The sequence below is a fragment of the Desulfovibrio sp. genome (assembly GCF_041907885.1).
GTDB lineage: Bacteria > Desulfobacterota > Desulfovibrionia > Desulfovibrionales > Desulfovibrionaceae > Desulfovibrio.
Map to the genome: position 1 here is coordinate 15,783 of NZ_JAYRGM010000010.1, position 19,245 is coordinate 35,027.

16 protein-coding genes and 1 tRNA gene are annotated in these 19,245 nt (G+C 55.8%); 6 read left to right on the top strand and 11 right to left on the bottom strand.

Annotated features, from left to right (window positions below):
- Positions 1-11: 11 nt before the first annotated feature.
- Both ACE3NW_RS07030 and ACE3NW_RS07035 read right to left on the bottom strand, forming a co-directional pair.
- Positions 12-833 carry a 4'-phosphopantetheinyl transferase superfamily protein gene (locus ACE3NW_RS07030; RefSeq protein WP_374281814.1) on the bottom strand — a complete coding sequence of 274 codons (822 nt, stop codon included), beginning with the start codon at positions 831-833 and terminating at the stop codon, positions 12-14.
- A 98-nt stretch (positions 834-931) separates the two neighbouring features.
- Positions 932-2,995 (bottom strand): elongation factor G, encoded by a 2,064-nt coding sequence (locus ACE3NW_RS07035; RefSeq protein WP_374281816.1) that lies wholly within the window; start codon positions 2,993-2,995, stop codon positions 932-934.
- 223 nt (positions 2,996-3,218) lie between these two features.
- Here ACE3NW_RS07035 and ACE3NW_RS07040 point away from each other — a divergent pair, with 223 nt between their 5' ends.
- Positions 3,219-3,926, top strand: coding sequence for a hypothetical protein (locus ACE3NW_RS07040; protein WP_374281818.1), 708 nt, complete (start codon positions 3,219-3,221; stop codon positions 3,924-3,926).
- A gap of 70 nt (positions 3,927-3,996) precedes the next feature.
- Here ACE3NW_RS07040 and ACE3NW_RS07045 read toward each other — a convergent pair whose 3' ends face one another.
- Complete coding sequence (locus ACE3NW_RS07045) at positions 3,997-4,383, bottom strand: acyl-CoA thioesterase (protein ID WP_374281922.1); 387 nt, start codon at positions 4,381-4,383, stop codon at positions 3,997-3,999.
- Between the two features lie 27 nt (positions 4,384-4,410).
- Between ACE3NW_RS07045 and ACE3NW_RS07050 the strand changes: the two genes are divergently transcribed.
- The 3 genes from ACE3NW_RS07050 to ACE3NW_RS07060 all read left to right on the top strand — a co-directional run bounded on the left by ACE3NW_RS07050 (position 4,411) and on the right by ACE3NW_RS07060 (position 7,489).
- Entirely contained in the window at positions 4,411-5,586 is a 1,176-nt protein-coding gene (locus ACE3NW_RS07050; RefSeq protein WP_374281820.1) for an MltA domain-containing protein, read from the top strand.
- A gap of 712 nt (positions 5,587-6,298) precedes the next feature.
- On the top strand, positions 6,299-6,625 hold the full coding sequence (locus ACE3NW_RS07055; RefSeq protein WP_374281822.1) for a helix-turn-helix domain-containing protein: 327 nt from the start codon (positions 6,299-6,301) through the stop codon (positions 6,623-6,625).
- Between the two features lie 105 nt (positions 6,626-6,730).
- On the top strand, positions 6,731-7,489 hold the full coding sequence (locus ACE3NW_RS07060; protein ID WP_374281824.1) for a DNA alkylation repair protein: 759 nt from the start codon (positions 6,731-6,733) through the stop codon (positions 7,487-7,489).
- A 91-nt stretch (positions 7,490-7,580) separates the two neighbouring features.
- Here the strand turns inward: ACE3NW_RS07060 and ACE3NW_RS07065 are convergent, their stop codons facing one another.
- The 3 genes from ACE3NW_RS07065 to ACE3NW_RS07075 form a co-directional block, all read right to left on the bottom strand.
- A complete protein-coding gene (locus ACE3NW_RS07065) occupies positions 7,581-8,966 on the bottom strand; it encodes an aminopeptidase (RefSeq protein WP_374281826.1) in 1,386 nt (461 codons plus the stop codon).
- Between the two features lie 41 nt (positions 8,967-9,007).
- Positions 9,008-10,444, bottom strand: coding sequence for an L-seryl-tRNA(Sec) selenium transferase (gene selA, locus ACE3NW_RS07070; RefSeq protein WP_374281828.1), 1,437 nt, complete (start codon positions 10,442-10,444; stop codon positions 9,008-9,010).
- Between the two features lie 103 nt (positions 10,445-10,547).
- Positions 10,548-11,861, bottom strand: coding sequence for a folylpolyglutamate synthase/dihydrofolate synthase family protein (locus ACE3NW_RS07075; protein ID WP_374281830.1), 1,314 nt, complete (start codon positions 11,859-11,861; stop codon positions 10,548-10,550).
- A gap of 183 nt (positions 11,862-12,044) precedes the next feature.
- Here ACE3NW_RS07075 and ACE3NW_RS07080 point away from each other — a divergent pair.
- Positions 12,045-12,121, top strand: a tRNA-Arg gene (locus ACE3NW_RS07080).
- A 202-nt stretch (positions 12,122-12,323) separates the two neighbouring features.
- On the opposite strand, the gene ACE3NW_RS07085 is transcribed toward ACE3NW_RS07080, so the two are convergent.
- The 5 genes from ACE3NW_RS07085 to ACE3NW_RS07105 all read right to left on the bottom strand — a co-directional run bounded on the left by ACE3NW_RS07085 (position 12,324) and on the right by ACE3NW_RS07105 (position 15,733).
- Positions 12,324-13,295, bottom strand: a complete 972-nt coding sequence (locus tag ACE3NW_RS07085) for a hypothetical protein (protein ID WP_374281832.1) — start codon at positions 13,293-13,295, stop codon at positions 12,324-12,326.
- A gap of 214 nt (positions 13,296-13,509) precedes the next feature.
- Positions 13,510-13,791 carry a recombinase family protein gene (locus tag ACE3NW_RS07090; protein ID WP_374281834.1) on the bottom strand — a complete coding sequence of 94 codons (282 nt, stop codon included), beginning with the start codon at positions 13,789-13,791 and terminating at the stop codon, positions 13,510-13,512.
- A 129-nt stretch (positions 13,792-13,920) separates the two neighbouring features.
- A complete protein-coding gene (locus ACE3NW_RS07095; protein WP_374281836.1) occupies positions 13,921-14,280 on the bottom strand; it encodes a helix-turn-helix domain-containing protein in 360 nt (119 codons plus the stop codon).
- On the bottom strand, positions 14,249-14,527 hold the full coding sequence (locus ACE3NW_RS07100; protein ID WP_374281838.1) for a cytotoxic translational repressor of toxin-antitoxin stability system: 279 nt from the start codon (positions 14,525-14,527) through the stop codon (positions 14,249-14,251). The genes ACE3NW_RS07095 and ACE3NW_RS07100 overlap by 32 nt, the downstream gene beginning before the upstream one ends.
- A 54-nt stretch (positions 14,528-14,581) precedes the next feature.
- On the bottom strand, positions 14,582-15,733 hold the full coding sequence (locus ACE3NW_RS07105; RefSeq protein ID WP_374281840.1) for a tyrosine-type recombinase/integrase: 1,152 nt from the start codon (positions 15,731-15,733) through the stop codon (positions 14,582-14,584).
- Positions 15,734-16,554: 821 nt separating this feature from the next.
- Between ACE3NW_RS07105 and ACE3NW_RS07110 the strand changes: the two genes are divergently transcribed.
- Positions 16,555-19,242 carry a VCBS domain-containing protein gene (locus ACE3NW_RS07110; RefSeq protein ID WP_374281842.1) on the top strand — a complete coding sequence of 896 codons (2,688 nt, stop codon included), beginning with the start codon at positions 16,555-16,557 and terminating at the stop codon, positions 19,240-19,242.
- The last annotated feature ends 3 nt before the right edge of the window (positions 19,243-19,245 follow it).

Consider the following 19,245-nt stretch of genomic DNA (forward strand, 5'->3'; position numbering starts at 1 on the left):
GTGACCGCCGGTCAGGGCTTTGGCCGCAGCGCTGCGAGGCGGCGCAGCAGAGTGGGCGGATTTTGCCGCTGCAAAAAAATCCGCGCGCTGGGTACATGCCCGGCCTGTGCCACGCACAGCCAGTGGCCAGGGCAGGCAACCGTGCGCCAGCAAAGCAGCCCAAGCGGCCCCCGCCACTGGCCAGCCCTTTGCCCCGATCTGCCCGTGGGTATCTGGGCGGGCTGCATGCCAAGGCCAAGGCCCGCAGCCTTGAGCATGGCCTCCTTGACTGTCCAGCGGCGCAGGCTCTCGCGGCCCCGGTATTGCTGGTGCAGGGGCAGCAGTGCCGAATATTCCCGTTGCGAAAAGGCACTGGCGTCGGGGGGGGCGGAAGTGAGTGCCTCGGCGTCCAGCCCCAGGGTGGCGGAAGCGGCTGCCACAGCCGGTGTCAGCGCGCAAAAGGCTGCCCGACCGCTGTGGCTGAAGGCAGCCTGCCAGCCCGAAAGCAGGGGACGGCCCCGTGTGTCCATGCCTGTCTGGGGGAGAGGCCCGCCCCTGTGGTGCCGTGCGGCGGCGGTGACGAGCAGGGCACGGGCCAGAAGGCGCGAAAGGGCTGCTTCCACAACATCTTGTCCACATGGCGTTGGTCCGCATGGCGTTGGCCCGCAATTTTCTGCGTCGGCAATGCTGGCATCCTGTTGCCAGGCAGCCCGCCCAAAGCGGTTCACATGCTTCCATTGCCGCGCATCCAGCCATGGTTCAAGTGCCGTTTCAAAGGCGCAGCGCCACGCCACAAGTTCGGCAGTCGAGCCCTGCGGCAGTGGTGTGTACAATACGGTAAGCGGGTGTTGCATGTGTTTTCTGTTTTTGGGCGCAGGGTATAAAATGTACAAACCGGCTGTCTTGCAGAAAACAGCCGGTTTGTCATCATTAATATGAAGGGGAGCCGAAGCTATTCGGCGACCTTGTTCTTCTGGTGTTCGGCTATGACCTTTTCAGCCACGGGTTGCGGAGCTTCTTCGTAATGGGCAAATTCCATGGTAAAGAATCCCTGCCCGCCAGTCATGGAGCGCAGATCGGGCGCGTAGCGCAGTACCTCGCTCATGGGTACGTGGGCCTTGATTTCGGTGCTGCCGCCCTGCGAATCAGAGCCCAGCACCTTGCCGCGACGGGAAGAAAGATCGCCGATGACATCGCCCATGCTTTCGTCCGGCACAGAAACCGTGAGCAGCACAATGGGTTCGAGCAGCACGGGCTTGAGGCTTTCCATGGCTTTTTTGAATGCCAGCGAGCCCGCGACCTTAAAGGCCATTTCGGATGAGTCTACCGTGTGGTAGCTGCCGTCATAGACCTTGACGCGGAAGTCCACCACCTGGCACCCGGCCAGAAAACCACGGGCTGCGGCTTCCTGCACGCCCTTGTCGATGGCGGGCACATACTGGCGGGGAACAACGCCGCCCACAATGGCATCTTCAAACACATAGCCCGAACCGCGCGGCAGGCCTTCCATTTCTATCCAGCAATCGCCAAACTGGCCGCGACCGCCAGACTGCTTTTTGTGGCGGCCCTGAACCTGGCATTTGCCCCGCACTGTTTCGCGGTAGGGAACCTTGGGCGTTTTGAGAACGATATCCACCTTGAAACGGCGCTTGGCCTTTTCTACCGACAGTTCTATGTGCAGCTGCCCCATGCCTGAAATCAGGATATCGCCGGATTCTTCGTCGCGGCCAAGGCGCAGGGTGATATCTTCGTCCAGCAGACGCTGCATGGCCGCATATACCTTGTCTTCTTCGCCTTTTTCCTTGGGGGCCAGGGCGTAGGTGATGAGCTGCGGGGGCAGGGCGGGCATGGGCAGGGCAAAGGGAGCTTTTTCGTCGCTGAGGGTATCGCCCGTGCGGGTGTTCTTGAGCTTGGCAACGGCCACAATGGCCCCTGGGCCGATGGGTTCCTTGCAGGGAGTTTGCGATTTGCCAAGAATATACAGCAGATTGCCAAGGCGTTCGTTTTCTTCGGTGCGCGAATTTTTTAATGTGGCATCGCCGTTGATGGTGCCAGAGAGCACCCGCAGCAGCGAAAGCTGCCCGGCAAAGGGGTCGGCCAGGGTTTTGAAAACAAAGCAGGCCACCGGGGCATCGGGATCGGGGGCGCGTTCTGCGCCATCGCGGCCCGCAAAGGGCGGGCGGTCGAGGGGCGATGGCAGCAGGGCTTCGATGGCGGCCAGCACGGCTTCGCCGCCCTTGTTTTCAAGCGCGGCGCAGGCCAGCACCGGCGTAAGTTCACCCTTGATGACGCCCGCGCGCAGGCCGGTTTTCAGGTCTTCTTCGGAAAGAATGCCTTCTTCCAGATACTTTTCCATGAGAAGTTCATCGCTTTCAGCGATATTCTCCACGGTCACATCGCGCAGCAGGCTTATGTCGTCTGCCAGGGCAGCGGGAATTTCGGCCTCGGCTGTGGCGCCATTTTCGCCAAACATGCGGGCTTTGCCCGTCAGCACATCGGCCACGCCCACAAAAGAATCGCCCTGGCGGATGGGCAGCTGCAATACCACCGGCTTGACGTTGAGACCGGCAAGGCCGTCAAGGGCCATCTGAAAATCGGCGCGGTCACGGTCTATCTTGTTGACCACCATGACAACGGGCAAACCGGCAGCGCGAACAATATTCCAGAATTTTTTGGCAAGGGGGCGCACGCCGTCCACGGCATCCAGCACAAAAATTACGCTGTCCACACCCTTGAGCAGGCATTCCATGTCGCCGGTAAAGTTGCCGTCGCCGGGAATATCCAGCAGAAAATGTCGATTTTTATTCCAGAGGTAGGTGGCGCAGGAGGGTTGGATGGAGCCACGCCGGCGGATTTCTTCGGGCTCGTAGTCAAGGCTGGTGGTTCCGTCTTCTACAGCCCCCAGGCGATTCACCGCCCCTGCCTTGTACAGCAGCATCTCGGCCAGAGATGTTTTGCCGCAACCGCCGGTTCCGACGATGGCGAACGTGCGTTGCATTTCCAGTGGAGTAGGCATGGTTGTCTCCCTTCGTAAGCGATATGGCGCGCCCGTGGCGGCCTGGTGAACGAAACTAGGGAAAGGAACAGGTCTTCCATCTGCTATTGGCTCTCACGTTACAGGCTTGCGGCAAAAAAGGAAAGGGGCTCTGTATTTTGATGTAAGGCTTTACGCTTGACAGCAAGGCCCGCCGCTGTGACAGTTAGTTGGATATACACTGGAGCAGGCGGAGGAAGCGGCCATGGCTTTATGGGAATGGGCCGCCGCTGGCGCGGTTTTTGTGGCGATTGTGGTTATGTGCGCGCGCTTTATGAACCGTGGTTTGACCACGCTTGAGGACGAGCGCGCCCAGTGCTTTGAGAAAATTCGCCAGATAGAAGAAAAAATTAAAGAAGATCAGAAAAATATGCCTTCCAGCGAGCATCTGCGTATTGCCCGTGCCGGGCTGGAGGATATTTTGCGTCTGGCTGGCAATCCCGCTGGTATGCGGCTTGAGGCTGTGGCAGGGGGGCTTGGCGAGGCGCAGGGTGAAGCCCTGGTGCTGCATCTGCCAGAGGGCGAGTTGCGTATCTGCCTGAGCATGCGCGAACGTGAGCTCAAGGGGGTGCGCAAGGTGGCCCACGGGCAAGCCCGCTGGCATTTGAGCGGGCTTGGCGAACCCCAGGAATACACTGATCTTGTGCCGCTCATGCGCGCCGTCAGCGCCCGGCTTGCGCTCTGCATGTGCAGTGCCGATGGCGGCAAGGCGTCATTTTGCCCTCTGGGCGACCCTGCGGCAGATGTGCCGCCAGAACTGCCGCATCTGGCAAGGCGTTTTACAAGCGCACGGCCAGCGCGGCCACGGCGACAGCCCAAGCTGCCCAGTGAACTGGAGCGGTCGGGCGATGTGCGCTTTACCCGCCGAACTGTGGGGCCCAAATCTGCCGCTGCCAGGGGCAAGAACCGCTGAGATTTTTGTACCGGCAGCATTGGCGAGGGTTTGAAAAATGCCGCCGCAGGGGTATGCGACGGCAGGGTGGCTAGGCTGTAAAGGTGAGGCTGCGAAACCAGTCTGGCACAGGAACAGGGCGGCCCTGGTGATTGATAAGGGCGTGCTGGGTCATGCCCGTGGCAAGAAGTGTTGTCTTGTCCTCGTTCCATATCTCATATACAAAGCGCATGGATGCGCGCCCCCATTCCGCAATGCCGGCGCGTACAAGCACAAGGTCGTCATAGCGGGCAGAAGAGCGGTAGCGGCACTGAGCCTCGCGCACGGGCAGAATAAGGCCCCTCTTTTCCACTTCGGCATAGCTCATGCCGCAACGGCGAATGTATTCGCTGCGCGCACGTTCGAACAGGTGTAGATATTCTGCATAATACAGCACGCCCATGGTGTCGGTTTCTCCGTAAGACACACGGTGCGGCATCCAAATATCAGGGGTAGGAAATTGATCATGCACGAAACGGCTCCTTGTTATGCGTTTTACGGGCATTGTCGCAACGAATTTGCAGCGCGTACTGGTGGCATGCTGCGCAAGCTGACGCTGCTGGTGCTCTGTATGGCACTGTTTGCCTGCGCCAAGCAGGCTCCGCCGCCAGTGGTGGAAAGAAATCTGCCGCCGGTGGGTTTTGAAAGCCCGGAATTTTTTGTGAGCAATCTTGTGCCCTCCAGTCAGGAACTGACAAGCTGGAAGGACATGGGCCCCAGTGTGCGCAAGTCGCTGCGCTACGTCAACAGCAAGCCCAGGGATGGCATTGCCGTGCAGCGCCCCGGCCTTACGGTAACCTGGGGTGAAATGACGCGCACGCTTGAGCGGCTTCAGGAGCTCTTGCCCCGGCTCGACAGCGAACCCAATCTGCTGCTTGAGAATTTTCGCTGGGTAGAGGTGACGGGCGGCATCAACTATTCCGGCTACTACGAGCCCGCCGTGCGGGCCAGCCGTACACGCAAGCCGGGGTACACCCAGGCCATCTACAGCGTGCCCCCCGATCTGAATTCGGTTATTGCCAAGCGCGGCCAGTATTATGACCGGCGTACCATCGAAGAAAAACAGGTGCTTGCGGGCAAGGGGCTGGAACTGGCCTGGGCCGCAGACCCCGTTGATGTTTTTTTTCTTGAAATTCAAGGCTCTGGCCGCCTGATTTTTGACGACGGCACCCAGGCCTATGTGAACTACGCCGGACAGAACGGCCACAAGTACAAAAGTTCTGGCCGCATCATGCGCGAAAAGCATCTGCTGCAACGGGGCGATATTTTTGAACAGCGTGAATGGTTCAAAAACAACCCCGGTCGAGTGCGCGAAATTCTCAACGACAATCCGAGCTACGTCTTCTTCAAGTACGGTACGCGTGGCCCCATGGGCGCCATGGGCTATCAGGTGGACGACTGGCTGACCCTTGCCACGGACAGAGGCTTTATTCCTCTGGGTTCCATTGTGGCCTACGGGGTGAATATTCCTGATGAAACCAGGGGCAAGCTGCCCCTGCGCGGCATTGGTTTTGCCCAGGATGTGGGCGGGGCCATCAAGCGCAACCGCATTGATATCTTTTGCGGTGGCAACGACCGGGCAAACTACGTAGCCAGCCATCTGGATGCCAAGGGGCCTGCCTGGGTGCTGCTGCTGCGGTAGACGGGGCGGCAAAAACTTGAGGCCGAAGCGGTTGATAGCTGCTTCGGCCTTTTTTTGCAGCCTTTTTCGCACATCCGAATTTTTCTTGTTATGGATATCAGATATTTTTTCTTCAATTCTGAATGTTTGGCTGGTTTAATGCGATTCAACCGGCTGCCCGCAAAAGGCGCGTGCCCCAATCGTTACATGCCTACTGATTAAAATCCTTGACTTATCTCGGCTAATGGGTATTTATCGAATTGTGCACTAGCAGCCTGTTCTAAATTGAACAACCCGTTTTTTGATAATGGGTATGGCTATAGTGTACGGGAACTGCTAATGGGTTCCCCCTACCCCCTTCCTTGAGGCAGATGTATTTCTGTCTCCCAAGTCGGTTGCGACCAGCAGGGCTGTGAAGCGTGGCTAATTGTCACGGTTTTTTCAGAAACTGTGATGGCTGCACGAAGTCTATGCCAGTTCTCCAGTTTGACGCATTGTTTCTTGCAGCACTCGAAATGCGTGCGTTGTCCAGACCACTCCCTCACACAAAGCATCCTCGCGTCCGTTTTATGGGTTTGCCAGTTATCTGGCAACGCACTGAACACGCAGCAACATTCCTCTTGTCGCCCCGGTTTTTGTTGATAACATTTGTTATTTCCGGGTAATTGCATGCCTGTGGCGTGCAGAGGAGGCTATTCCCATGAGTGGTAGAGTTTTTGAGTATATGGCGATTATGGATCGTATCAAAACGGTCACGCAGTGCAGAACCCAGCAGGAGCTGGCGCAGTTCTTTGACGTGTCGCAATCCTGTATTTCCGACTCCAAAAAGCGGCTGGCCATTCCTTCCAAGTGGCTGCTCAGCCTGCTGAAGAAAAAGGGCATCAACCCGGAATGGGTACAGAAGGGCATGGGCCCGAAGTTTTTGTTGCCCTACGATGAAGACAGGGGCGCGGTGTGCAGCATTTACGCCAGAACGCCAGACAAGTGCCCCCTGCAACACATTGTTTCGGACATCGGCAAGCTGGTTACCCGGGCAGAGGGCATGGGCCGCAGCGCCTAGGCTCATTGGCGGTTCTGGGGCGGGCAAAAAGCCCGACCCCGGCCAGATCTGGGTGCGCATGCGGCCTGCCTGTTAAAGCGTGTTGCGCATGTGCGCGGGAGAATCATGTCCATACCGACTGCGCGTTTGACCCTGCTCAACAGTGGGCAGGAAGCTTCAAGCAATCTGGCCGAAGGGCTGGCAGTTGATTTTGCTGTTCTGATGGCTGCGGCTCTGCCTCAGGCCCCTGCGGTTGCGCTGGAAAAAATGCGCAAGGCCGCAACCTGGGGTATTTCAAAGCGCATGGTGCTGGCTGGAGAGATAGTGCTTGATGCCGTGGGGAGGCAGGGGCTGAAGGCCCTTGCCGGGCATCGCTCTGACACGGTTCGCGGGTGGGTCTGTTACGCTCTGGCGTTTGACTACGGTTTGCAGAACCCCGCAGAGCCGCTGGAAAATCTGCTGGAGGCTGTACGCCCTCTGGCTGATGACGAACATTTTGGCGTGCGCGAGTGGGTATGGCTGGCTGTGCGGCCCCATATCGCGGCGCGCCCACACCAGGCCATAAGCCACCTTGCTGGCTGGGCCACGGCACACTCAGAGAGGGTGCGCCGTTTTGCCTCCGAAAGTACGCGGCCACGCGGTGTATGGTGCGCGCACATGAACATTCTTAAGGAAGATCCTTCCCTTGGGCTGCCAGTGCTGGAACCGCTGAAGGCTGATCCCGCAAAATATGTGCAGGACAGCGTAGGCAACTGGCTGAACGACGCCGCCAAGTCACAGCCGCAATGGGTGCGCGCCCTGTGCGATACGTGGCTTGCCCAGAGCCCCGGCAAGGCAACAGGGTATATTTGCAAAAGGGCCCTGCGCAGCCTTGCTGGCAAATAACGCGATTTTTTATAAAAAAGGCCCGTGTCGCTTGCTGCAACAGATGCAGTCGGCGGCACGGGCCTTTTGTTATGCGCTGGATCGGCTGGGCTTACAGCTGTGCTTCAAGAAAAGCGCGGAAAGCCTGCTTGGTGGCAAACAGGTCGGCGCTGCTGGCCAGTTCAAAGGGGCTGTGCATGGAAAGAATCGCGGGGCCGAGGTCGATAACCTGCATGCCGTAGGCGGCCAAAAACAGGGCCACCGTGCCGCCGCCGCCGTGGTCAACCTTGCCGAGCTCTGCGGCCTGCCATGCAATACCCTTGCCGTTAAAGAGGCCGCGCAGCGTACCGAAAAATTCTGCATCTGCCTCGCTGGCTCCGTACTTGCCACGTGAACCCGTAAACTTTGAAAACACCGGCCCGTAGCCCAGCTGGGCCGCGTTCTGCTTTTCATGCACGTCCTGGTAATCGGGATCCAGCGCTGCGGAAACATCGGCAGAAAGCGCCCGCGTTTCGAGCAGCACGTGCGAGGAGGGCAGATCTTTTTCCCACGCTCGGGCGAGGTCTTCGACACAATACTGCATAAAGCGCGATGCCGCACCCGTGGCACCGTCCGAGCCAATCTCTTCTTTATCCCAAAAAATCACGGCCATGCTGCGCCCGGTTGCTTCGGCCTCCAGCAGGGCCTCAAGCGCGGTAAACACGCAGATGCGGTCGTCCTGTCCGTAGCCGCCGATCATGGCCTTGTCAAAACCCACAAAGCGTGCAGGCCCGGCGGGCACAGCCTGAAGCTCTGCCGTGATCAGGTCTTCTTCGCAGATGCCGTATTTTTTGTGCAGCAGTTCAAGCAGCTGGGCCTTGATGGGGTCTTTGGGCGCGTCTGCCTTGCTCTGCTTGCCAGCCTTGGGTGTGCTGTGGGCCAGAATGATGTTGAGCTTTTCGCCCTCAAAAGCCTCGCTGACAGGCTGGGTGACCTGCTTTTGCGCCAGATGCGGCAAGAGGTCGGCAATGCAGAACACGGGTTCGCCGGGCTTTTCGCCAATGGTTACGGAGATGGATTCGCCATTCTCGCGCACGATGACACCGTGCAGGGCCAGAGGGCGCGCCAGCCACTGATATTTGCGGATACCGCCGTAATAGTGCGTTTTGGCCTGGGCCACGCCGGGCTGCTCGATGAGCGGGCGCTGCTTGAAATCCAGACGCGGCGTGTCGGCGTGCGCGGCCAGCAGCGAAAGGCCCTGGCTGAGGGGCAGCGCACCCTTGCGGGCCGCAAAGATGGCCTTGCCCCGCAGCCCGCGCATCACGCGGTCACCACTGAAGTCTTCTGAATAGCCATTTTCCGCAAGACGCTGACGCACGTATTCCACGGTTTCTCGTTCAGTCTTGCAGCGGGTGAGAAATTCAATGTAGCGCTGGGCTAGAGCTTCCATATCCTTGCGGGTTTTGGAATCGGCATTTTCCCAGATGCTTTGGGGTTTGTAGGCAAGCGATTTTTCCATGGTACTATTCCTTTACTTTCGCCAATGGCGATTTGCTGTATTTATACGGTTTGTCTGCTTGCGGTGTTCAGCGCTTCGCGCAGCACGCGCAGCACATCGGGGTATTCTTTTACGTCAAGCGTGCGGGGGTCGAGGCAGAAGGCATCGTCTTCAAGTCTGCCGATAAGCGGGGGAACCGTTTCGAGCAGTGCCGCCTTGAGCGCCGTGGAGCTGCACCCGGCAGGCCGGACGCACACCAGGGTTGTGGGCAGATCGTACTGGGGAAAGGCCCCGCCGCCAACCCGCGAAACATCTTCGCGCACGCTTATTTCGCACAGTGTTTGCTGCGCGTTGAGCCCCTTGCGCAGCCGGTTTGCCAGATTGCGGGCAGCCTTGGCAAGCTCTGCTGGCGGGCAGGTGATCATGCGCAGTGTGGGCACGCTCTGGCGGGCTTTTTGCGGGTCAAGGTAGAGGCGCAGTGTGGCCTCAAGCGCAGAAAGGCACAGCTTGTCGCAGCGCAGGGCCCGTGTGAGCGGGTTGCGCTTGAGCTGCTCAACCATGCTTTTGCGGCCTGTGATGATGCCCGCCTGCGGGCCGCCAAGCACCTTGTCGCCCGAAAATGTGGCAATGTCTGCGCCCTGGGCAAGAACTTCGGGCACGGTGGGCTCGTTGGGCAGACCGCAGGATGAAAAATCCATGAGGCTGCCGCTGCCGAGGTCTTCTATGAGTGGCAGGCCGTGCTCGCGCGCCAGAGCGGAGAGTTCTGACAGGCCTACGGCGGCGTGAAAGCCCACAATGCGGTAATTCGACGTGTGTACGCGCATGAGCGCGCGCGTATTCTCGTTGATGGCGGCGCTGTAATCGCGCAGATGGGTGCGGTTGGTGGCCCCCACCTCACGCAGGGTGGCCCCGCTTTTTTCCATCACCTCGGGTATGCGAAAGCTGCCGCCTATTTCAACCAGCTCGCCGCGCGAAACAATCACCTCGCCGCCCTTGCAGAAGGTATCGAGCACCAGCAGCACGGCGGCGGCATTGTTGTTGACCACCAGAGCCGCCTCGGCCCCGGTGATGCGGCAGATAAGATCCTCAACCAGAGCATGGCGGCTGCCCCTGCCGCCTGTTGCCAGATCAAGCTCCAGATTGCAGTAGCCTGTTGCGGCCTGCACCACGGCTTGCCGGGCTTCTTCTGCCAGTACCGAGCGCCCCATGTTGGTGTGTACCACAACGCCTGTGGCATTGAGGGCCGAACGGAATCTTGGCCGCAGCCCGCGCTGCACGAATTCCAAAAGAGCAGGCAGCTGGTGCTCAAGGCGCAGGCTGTCGGCATCCTTGCATGCCCCGGCACGGATGCTTTCGCGCTTGTTTTCCCAGAATGCGGCCACAAGATCGCGCAACAGGGCATGCGGTGTCTGCTGGCTGTCTGCCAGCGCGGCATCGGCGTGGTGCAGGGCGGCAAGGCTTGCATCAACAGAAGGAATGGCGCGAAAGAGAGTCTGCATGGGCTTCCTTATGTACTGCTAAAAATGAAAACAGGGTGCCTGATACATTGAAATTATATCCTTTGGCAGCGCGGTCAATATGTCATCTGCGCGCTACGCGGGTTCAGGGGGCTTGCAGGGTATGCGTCTGCATCTGCGCCTGTACAAGCCCCTGTGGATGCAGCGCAAAAAATTCAGAAAGCAGGTACAGCGATCCGCTCATGAGCACCGGGCGGGCCTCGCTGGCTTCGGGCAGGGCGCGGGCCAGTTCCAGTGCCTGGGCCAGTGCCTGCGGCCCTGGTGGCAAAGCCTGCGCTGTGGCGGGGGGCAGGCTGTTGCAGGCTTCGGCAATGTCGTTTGCCTCTGCTGCCCTGTGGTTATCGAGTGTAAGCACAAACATGGGGGCCTCGCCCAGATAGTGCTTGAGCATCTGGGCGGCGGGCAACCAGTCTTTATCCGCAAGGCAGGAAAAAATGGCTCCGGCGGGTTTGATGCCCTCGGCGCGCAGGGCTTTGATCAGCGCTGCCATGCCGTGGGGATTGTGGGCTCCGTCGAGCAGCAGCGGTGGCAGGGTGGCCGAGCCGGGCAGGCGTTGCAGGCGGCCCGGCATAAAGGCCTGCATCAAACCTTGCTCCTGTGTGGGCATGTCATTGGCAGTTTTGTGCAGCATGGGGGCAAGCTGCTGCCATGCCGCTAGGGCCAGGCCAGCATTGATGCGCTGGTGGGGACCATTGAGGCCAAGGCGCAGGCCCGCTGGCGCGGGGCTTGCCCTGAAAATGGGGGCCTTGTGCGCGTGCGCGGCATTTTCCAGTGCCCTGGCGGCCTCTGGAAACTGCGTAACACTGCACACGGGCGCTGCGCTGCGTATGGCGGCGGCCTTGTCTGCCGCAATGTCGGCAAGGGTGGGGCCAATGACATCCTTGTGGTCAAGGGCAATGGGCGCGTAACACAAAATATCGGCGGCCACTGCGGTGGTGGCGTCGTGCATGCCGCCAAGGCCAGCCTCAAGCACTGCCAGCTCCACCCCCTCACGGGCAAAAACCAGCAGGGCGAGAACGGTAAGAAATTCAAAATAGGTCAAATCCGGGGCAACAGCCATAACCTGATTGGCCGGTTCAACCCAGCTTTCTGCGGGCCATGGGGCGCACATGGGCTGTTCCGGCCCGCCAATGCGGATGCGTTCTGTGGGACTGACAAAGTGTGGAGAGGTGTACAGGCCCACACGGCAGCCGTGCGCAAGCGCAAGGGAGGCCAAGAAGGCCGACGTGGAGCCCTTGCCGTTGGTGCCCAGTACCTGGGCCACCACAAAGGGCGGGCGGGCAATATCAAGGGCTGCCAGGGCACGGCGCATGCGGCCAAGACCCATATCCATATGAAAAAGACCCAGACCATCCAGATGGCGCTGGATGTCTGCGGGGGTGGTAAACGTGTTATTCATGCAAAGAGCTTAGCGCAAAGCGGGCGGTATGTCAGCGGCAGAACTGCGGCCTGCCGCGCTGCCCTTGGTGGAATTGCGGTGTGATTTTTGCGGCGGGCAGGGCCATGCGCGGCAGAGCTTGACGGCATGGGGAGCTATCTCTATATTGTGCGCCACACGGCTGGGTTCTGCCCCATGCCATATGCGCCCGTAGCTCAGTTGGATAGAGCAGGAACCTTCTAAGTTCTTGGTCAGGGGTTCGATTCCTCTCGGGCGCGCCAATAAAATCAAGCTCTTATGGTCTATAAGCCATGGGAGCTTTTTTATTTCCCAACACAGTTCCCAACACTTATAATAAGTGCGCGGCGTGGTTGGCACTGATTTGCGCGCTCGTGGGCATATCGATCAAAGTAAAAAAGCCGGGTTTAAAACTCGGCTGTCTTTCATCGATGAAAATGCCCCGCTTACGCGGGTCAAGATGGATTAGCCTGGGCCGTTCTTAACTACGGCTTTGGACAGCAAATTTACAACATCAAGCATTTTTTCGCCATCGGGACGCTTACTGACGTTGGCATCTATAGGGGCAGGAAACAACGTTTTTGCAGCTTCCATCAGCACCAGGCTTTTATGGGCTGGCTCTGCTGTTTTGTAGAATGCCTTGAAAACATGAAGAGTTGTTGCCAAATGTCTGTATATGAGTTCTTTTTCCCTAGCAATAGAATATCTCTTAGACACCCAAACAAAAAAAGCTAACAATATTGCAATGATTGGTATTCGTTCAGCATAAAGGTAAAAAAGATCAAAATACGTTTTTTTCTCTAAACTTACTAGATTACAAGTAAACAGCACAACAATCCAAACAATGCCTATGAAAAATGCACAAGAAACTATTAGCCATGCGGTCTTAGCAAAGCTTTCATCACCAGCAATGTCACTGTACTTTTTTGAAAATAAATGGACACCTGTTTTTGCGTAAATTGTCTTTACTTCATCTCTATAATTTTGAAGTTCAGATTTAATCTCGCTTAGTTCTTCAATTGAACTTTCGATTTTTATTATTTTATTGCTGCAAAAAATATAGTAAATTGTCGCAATTTCATACTCAATGCTGGATATATTTTCACTTATATATTCAATAACTGTACCAAGGCTTTCTGATAAGATTGATGTATACTTATGTTCTAGCATTATTTCATTTTTATAGCCATTCTTATTCAAATCTGTTCTTATGGCACATAATAGTCTAATTATGTATGATACGTGGGGGTATATGGCCTTATTGGGGTTGCTTTGTGCAAGTGAAAGGCGTAATTCAAATAATTTTTGAATTATTGGAAATGATATTTTATCATCTTTAAGGTTATTTAGAATATTGTATGTATCAATTTCGCTAAACATACTAAAATATTCAAAATCAGTATCTTCTGAAGCCTCATTTTTATTGGATGTAGGCATTATTGCTCCATATTTTTTAGTTTATAATTTAGCGCAGCAGTGAATTATTGACACGTCCGCTAAGATAGTCTTCTAAAAAATAATAGCGTCCATTTTATCTATAATGCAAGATAAAATGGGGAACAAGGTAGCAATGTTTTATCGAACTATAGCAACAAATCCACTCGGGCGGCCAGTACATGCGCAAATGCGCTGGTTGACCCAATTTAAGGCTCTAACCAATACGCGCAAGTGAAGAGTAGAGTGTTTGCCGAGAAACACCTAAGTCTCGTGCAATTTGTGCGATCTTGGCCCCAGCATTAATTTGTTCGCGGACTTCGGCTATTTGGGCTGCATCTAGTGCCGCCTTACGGCTTTTGTATTTTCCTTCCTTCTTTGCCTGGGCGATGCCTTCGCGCTGGCGCTCCCGAATCATGGCCTGTTCAAATTCAGCCACGCTGCCGATGATCTGCAACTGAAGGCGCTGGAACGGGCTGTCTTCCACTGTAAAGATCAATTTTTTTGCCGATGCCTGTATGCACGGATATTTGTATAATGTGTATTTTAGTTTATGCAAAAATAAAAAAGCCTGCTCACAACATGAGCAGGCTCGCAAGTATCACGGCTTGAATTTTTAAGGCTTATTCTAAATGTCCAGCAACCGACGCGGGTCAATGTTCAGTGCATCGGCCAGCAGGCGGGCGTTCTTTTTGCCGATGGGGCGCTTGCCGTTTTCCATGGCAGACAAGTGCGGTACGCTGATCCCGGTCATTTCGGAAAGCTGCCGTTGCGTGAGGTTCTCCCGATATCGAGCGCCGCGCAGATACATGGCGGGGATACACTCTTCACCCGTGAGGCCCAAGGCTTCCCGCCAGGGAATCGACTCGTTTTCCTCCCGCAGGCCATAGCCGTGCATGGTGTTCAAAATTTTCTCTACCATGTCATGAGGCACGGCAAAGGAAAGGATTTTTGTGTCAGTACGGGGCGCGTTCGTGCGTTCCAACATATGTCACCTCGATAAGTTTCATGCAATCTGCGCTTTCTTCCCATACGGCCACATATGTGGGGTGGCCTTTCTTCAAATGGCAGTGATGGGTTTTTGCATCCAGCTTGCCATAATTGGGCCAGTCACCGCGCACCGGCCCGCTAAGCTCAATGTCGAGCATAAGCGCGAGTAGCGTTTCAAATACAACCTTGGGGAGGCGCACAAGCTGTTTTTGCGCTTTGCGGGTAACATTGACTGTCCAAGCCACTACTGATCTCCCTTGGGTGTATAGTTGCCATTTTTTGGCAACCTGTCAAGACCGTTATTTGTCTGTCGTGCCTATATCAAGGCAATCGTTAATAACGCTGGCGGCCTTGCGCAAAGCCTCATCTCGCAAATGGCTGTATCGTTGTGTCATGGCCGGGCTTTCGTGCGTGAGGAGCTTTTGCAGGGTGTAAAGATCAACTTGGCCACTGCTGATAAGCATGCTGGCGTAAGCATGCCGCAGGCCGTGCATGGGCCGAAAATCTTTGGGCAGTCCTGCCTTGTCACGAACACGGCGGGCTATGCGCCGGAAATCTTGCCGTTGTCCCCCGTCCTTGCCTGGGAATACAAATTCACTGGTGTGGTCAAGTGCAGCAAGGATGTGCCGCGCGGCGGCGGTCATGGGGATAAATTGGGGTTTTCCTTTTTTGGCAGAAGCGCCTTGCAGCGTGATTATGTCGCGGTCAAAGTCGCAGTCGCTCCAGCGCAAAGCCAGTAGCGCGCCACGGCGCATTCCTGTTACCAGTGCAAGGCGAAGGATGCCCACAGCATTTTGATCAGGTTCTTCATCCAGTGCCGTGAGGTAAGCGGCAAGCTGTTTGTCTGTGAATGCCTCTGTGCGTTCATTGTCCACCTTGGGCATTTCGAAATGCAAGGCCGTTGGCATATCGCATAGCCCGCGTTTTATCCCAAAGCGAATGATGCGCCTTATCTGCCCCAAAATGTTTTTGATGGTTTGGGGGGAATATCCATCCTTGGTCATTCGTCCGCGAAGGATATCAATGTCAGCGGTGGAAATGTCGGCAATCATCTTGGCGGACAGGCTAGGGGCAATGTGCTTCTGGTAGCGAAAGGCATCGCCTTTGGCTGAAGGCTTGCTTGCATTTACCTCATGGTACAGGAGCCAGAGCCGGGAAAATGTGAGGGGGCCACCTTCAGCAAATTGAGCGGCTTCAGCCGCCGCTCTGCGCTCGGTATTTGATTTTTCTGAGCCTGAAGCCCGAAGGGCGCGAATGCGGTTCGCCTTGGCCGCGCTCATGCCCTCTGATTCTCTTCCTATGGGTTCTTCAATGAGCTTGCCGGAACGGCCCTCGCCTGCGCGGCGGTAGATGATATAATACTGGCGTTCTTCGCCAAGACCATCTAGCCTTGACTGAAGGCGAAAGAACACGCCGGGATATTTTGTCTTTCCTCTTTTTGCGGCAGCCATTTTCTATCTCTAGTTGAGGGTTGCAGGTGTTATTCTTCCCAACACCATTCCCAACACGCAAGGCCAAAATAGAGGGTAAAAGACGGTAGGTCAACGAAATTAAATTAAAAAAAACCTTTATAAATAGCAAGATATGGTAATTTGCAGTAAATGGCAGAATGATAGAGCAGGAACCTTCTAAGTTCTTGGTCGTGGGTTCGATTCCTGCCGGGCGCGCCAATAAAATCAAGTCCTTATGAATGTTTTCGTGAGGACTTTTTTGTTTCCTCAGTTTGCCCATTTTTTTGTCGAGGCGCTATGCCCCCCCCCGTCAATGATGTGGCTCCGAGAAATGGAGCTGCCATGAAAAGGATACCTCTTGTTACATTTGGCATGGGAAGGGGCACGGGGCTGGCTGCCGGTTTGCTTGTGTGGCGTGATTTCGGCGTGTGCTGTAATAATTTGATTTAATTGTATAAAAAATGTTTTCCTGTGGCCTTTTTAATGTTGCCATGCGCCTTGACAGAATGCCTGAAAATGTGGCACGAAAAAAAGGCCATAATCTTTATTATGGCGGATGCTGATCAAGCCATCCCCTAGTTCTGCCTCCAGTGCGCACGAGCTACATTAGCTCTGCGCATCGATAACAAGAATTTTTGGCAGGCCTTTTTTCTGCCACAGAAAGTTCTTTTTATCTGCGAAGGGTTATCCTTCTTTATTCCCATCTATCTTAGCGCACTTGGTGCTTATTTCAGTTGAACGCAAGGCCGCCGCAACTGCGGTATATTACGTCTTGCGTGTATGACTGGGTGTTATTTATTACCCAAAAAGAAGGTATTTCCATGGCAGACATCAAACTTACCCGTCCCGAAGCTGGTCAGAATGTTGTTGTTCCCAGCTCTCCCGATGCCCGCATGGTTCTTGATTTTCCTGCTGATCAGGTCAGCATTGAGCGCCCTCAGGGTTCTGATAGCCTGTTCTTTCGATTTGACGATGGTTCGTCCATCGAATTGCAGAGCTTTTATACGCAGTACAACAAGGACGCCATCCCCTCGTTTGAAGTGGACGGACAGCTCATTGCCGGCGCAGACTTTTTCAACGCATTTGGGCCAGATCTTGCCCCTGCCGCTGGCCCTGCCGCCTCACCTACGCGAGGAGGCAGATATACCGATTACACCAATGCCGGGCTTGAAGATGGCGTTAACCATCTTGACGGCCTCGATTACCGTTTGGGCTTTGGCGGTGTAACAGATGAAACGCTGGACACATACGCAAGCGTGCCCAATTTTGCTCCTGTGCTCTCCACCGGCGGCGCGTCCATAAATATGGGGATTACCGAAGCAGGCGTGGGGCAGCCGCACATGGCGCCCATAACCGGCAGTTTTTCGGCGCATGACCCCGATGGTGATTCCCTTACCGCTACGGTCAACATTGGCGGCAAGTCTGTGCCGATCAGTGGTGTCACCACCATTGAGAGCGATTTTGGCAAGTTGATTATCACGCCTGTGGGTGGCGGCGGTGATGTCACCTACAATTTTTCTTACGAGCTCAACGACACTCCTTATGGCCATGCAGACAGCCTTGCCAAGGGCGAAACGCAGGCAGACCCCATCTCCATTGTCATAAGTGACGGGCGGGGACACACAGTTACGCAGCCCATCAGTGTTACGATTACGGGCTCCAACGATGCGCCCGACATCCAGAAGGTTGACGATTTTCAGTTGCGCGACAATGGCGTGTTCGCCGCCAACGAGAGAACAAACACTCTCAACGGCGATGAGAACCACAAAACCACCGATGCCGGTCAGGCCACGCCCGGGGTTCTGCCCCCAGACGGAGAGCACCGCGTTTTTGCCGAAGGGCAGATTGTGGCCAAGGATCCCGACCATAATGATGTGCTGACCTACGGCATCAAGGAAATCGTCGTTGGCAACACCACGTATAACACCAGCGTTGATTTTACCGCTATGCAGAGCGATGTGGACCATGCCGCGTACAACAAGGTTATTGCTACAGAATACGGCAAGCTCTACTACAACACTGAAACGGGCAAATACCGTTTTGATATTGACACCACCGAGGGTGGATCTGCTGACAAATTGAGCGAAGGGCAAACCGTCAACCTTGCCATTACCCCCACGGTTACGGATAAGGAAGGAGATTCCGACCTTGATCCCAATGCCTTGCGGGCCGATCAGGGCGGGGCTGCTGTTAATGGCACCATTGATATTGCCATTCACGGCAGCAACGAAGCCCCGGTGTTGACGCACAGCTCCAATCTTTCGATTACCGAGCACGGCAAAATCAACAGCACGGACGTTACCCCCGATGGTACTCTGGCCCATCCTTACACTGTTGTATCAGGCACGCTTACCAGCTCTGATTTCGATAGTGATGCCAAGCCCACCTATGGCCTGGTGCTGGATCCGTTATACACCCCGGTCAACGGCGCTGCCACGCTTACTGGCGGCACGGTAGTAACCGATCAGACCTTGTACGTTATTGATGTTAACGGTACACCTACCGTGGTTGGTACCCAGCCCACAGGAGCCGCCCTCGACAGCTGCTACGGCGAGCTGAAAATGGATTCCAACGGAACCTATACATTCACCCTGCACGACGACGCTAAGATTGTGCAGGCCTTGGACGACAGCGGAACCAACACCTCTGCCCTGATCAAATTTACTGTGGTGGTGCAGGACAGCCACGGCGCGTATGATTACAAGGAGCTGAGCGTTACCATCAATGGCAGCAACGATGCACCCACGCTGGTAACGTCAGCTCCCGGCTCTGTGAAAGAAAGCGGCGTGTATTTTAGCGATGGGCTTGTGACCAGCGCGCACGGCTATGCCCTGACAACAGACGAGAACAAGGCCACTACCGCCGTTACGGCCAACGCGGCAGCAGTAGGCGACCAGCATCAGCTCACCGTTACCGGTGTTATCAGCGGTGCCGATGTGGACGCGCAGGATAAGCTGGACTTTGGCTTTTCGTTGACCGGGGCGGGGGCAAGCGCCACTGCCGGAGGTTCAGCGGCTCTGGTTACAGACCTGTATGTGGTCAAGGACGATGCCGCAGCCAATGGATACAGGCTTGTGGCCGCTTCTGCCGCCAAGGCCAGCGATATCACCAATTCTTACGGTCGGCTGACCATAGACAACAGTGACGACAAAACCGGCACCTACACCTTTACCCTTAATGACAAGGCCAACGGCCCTGCCAACGCGCTGGGTGAAAATGAATCAAAGATTCTGGTAATTGCGCCCACGGCGTCAGATGGTTCTGTCATCACCACTGCCGACAGCAGCCACACGTTTAGCATCACGATTAACGGCACCAACGACCAGCCCACCATCACCAGCGCGGCCTGGAACGGTGGCACAAACGTTGTAAAAGAGCAGGGCTTTGTTAACCCTACCGCTTCGTCGGTCATCAGCGGCACAGTTGTGGGCCACGACAGCGACAGCAACGATCAGCACCATCTTACCTACGGTTTTGCCGCCGGTAGCGAACTGGTCAAGACCATGTAAGTG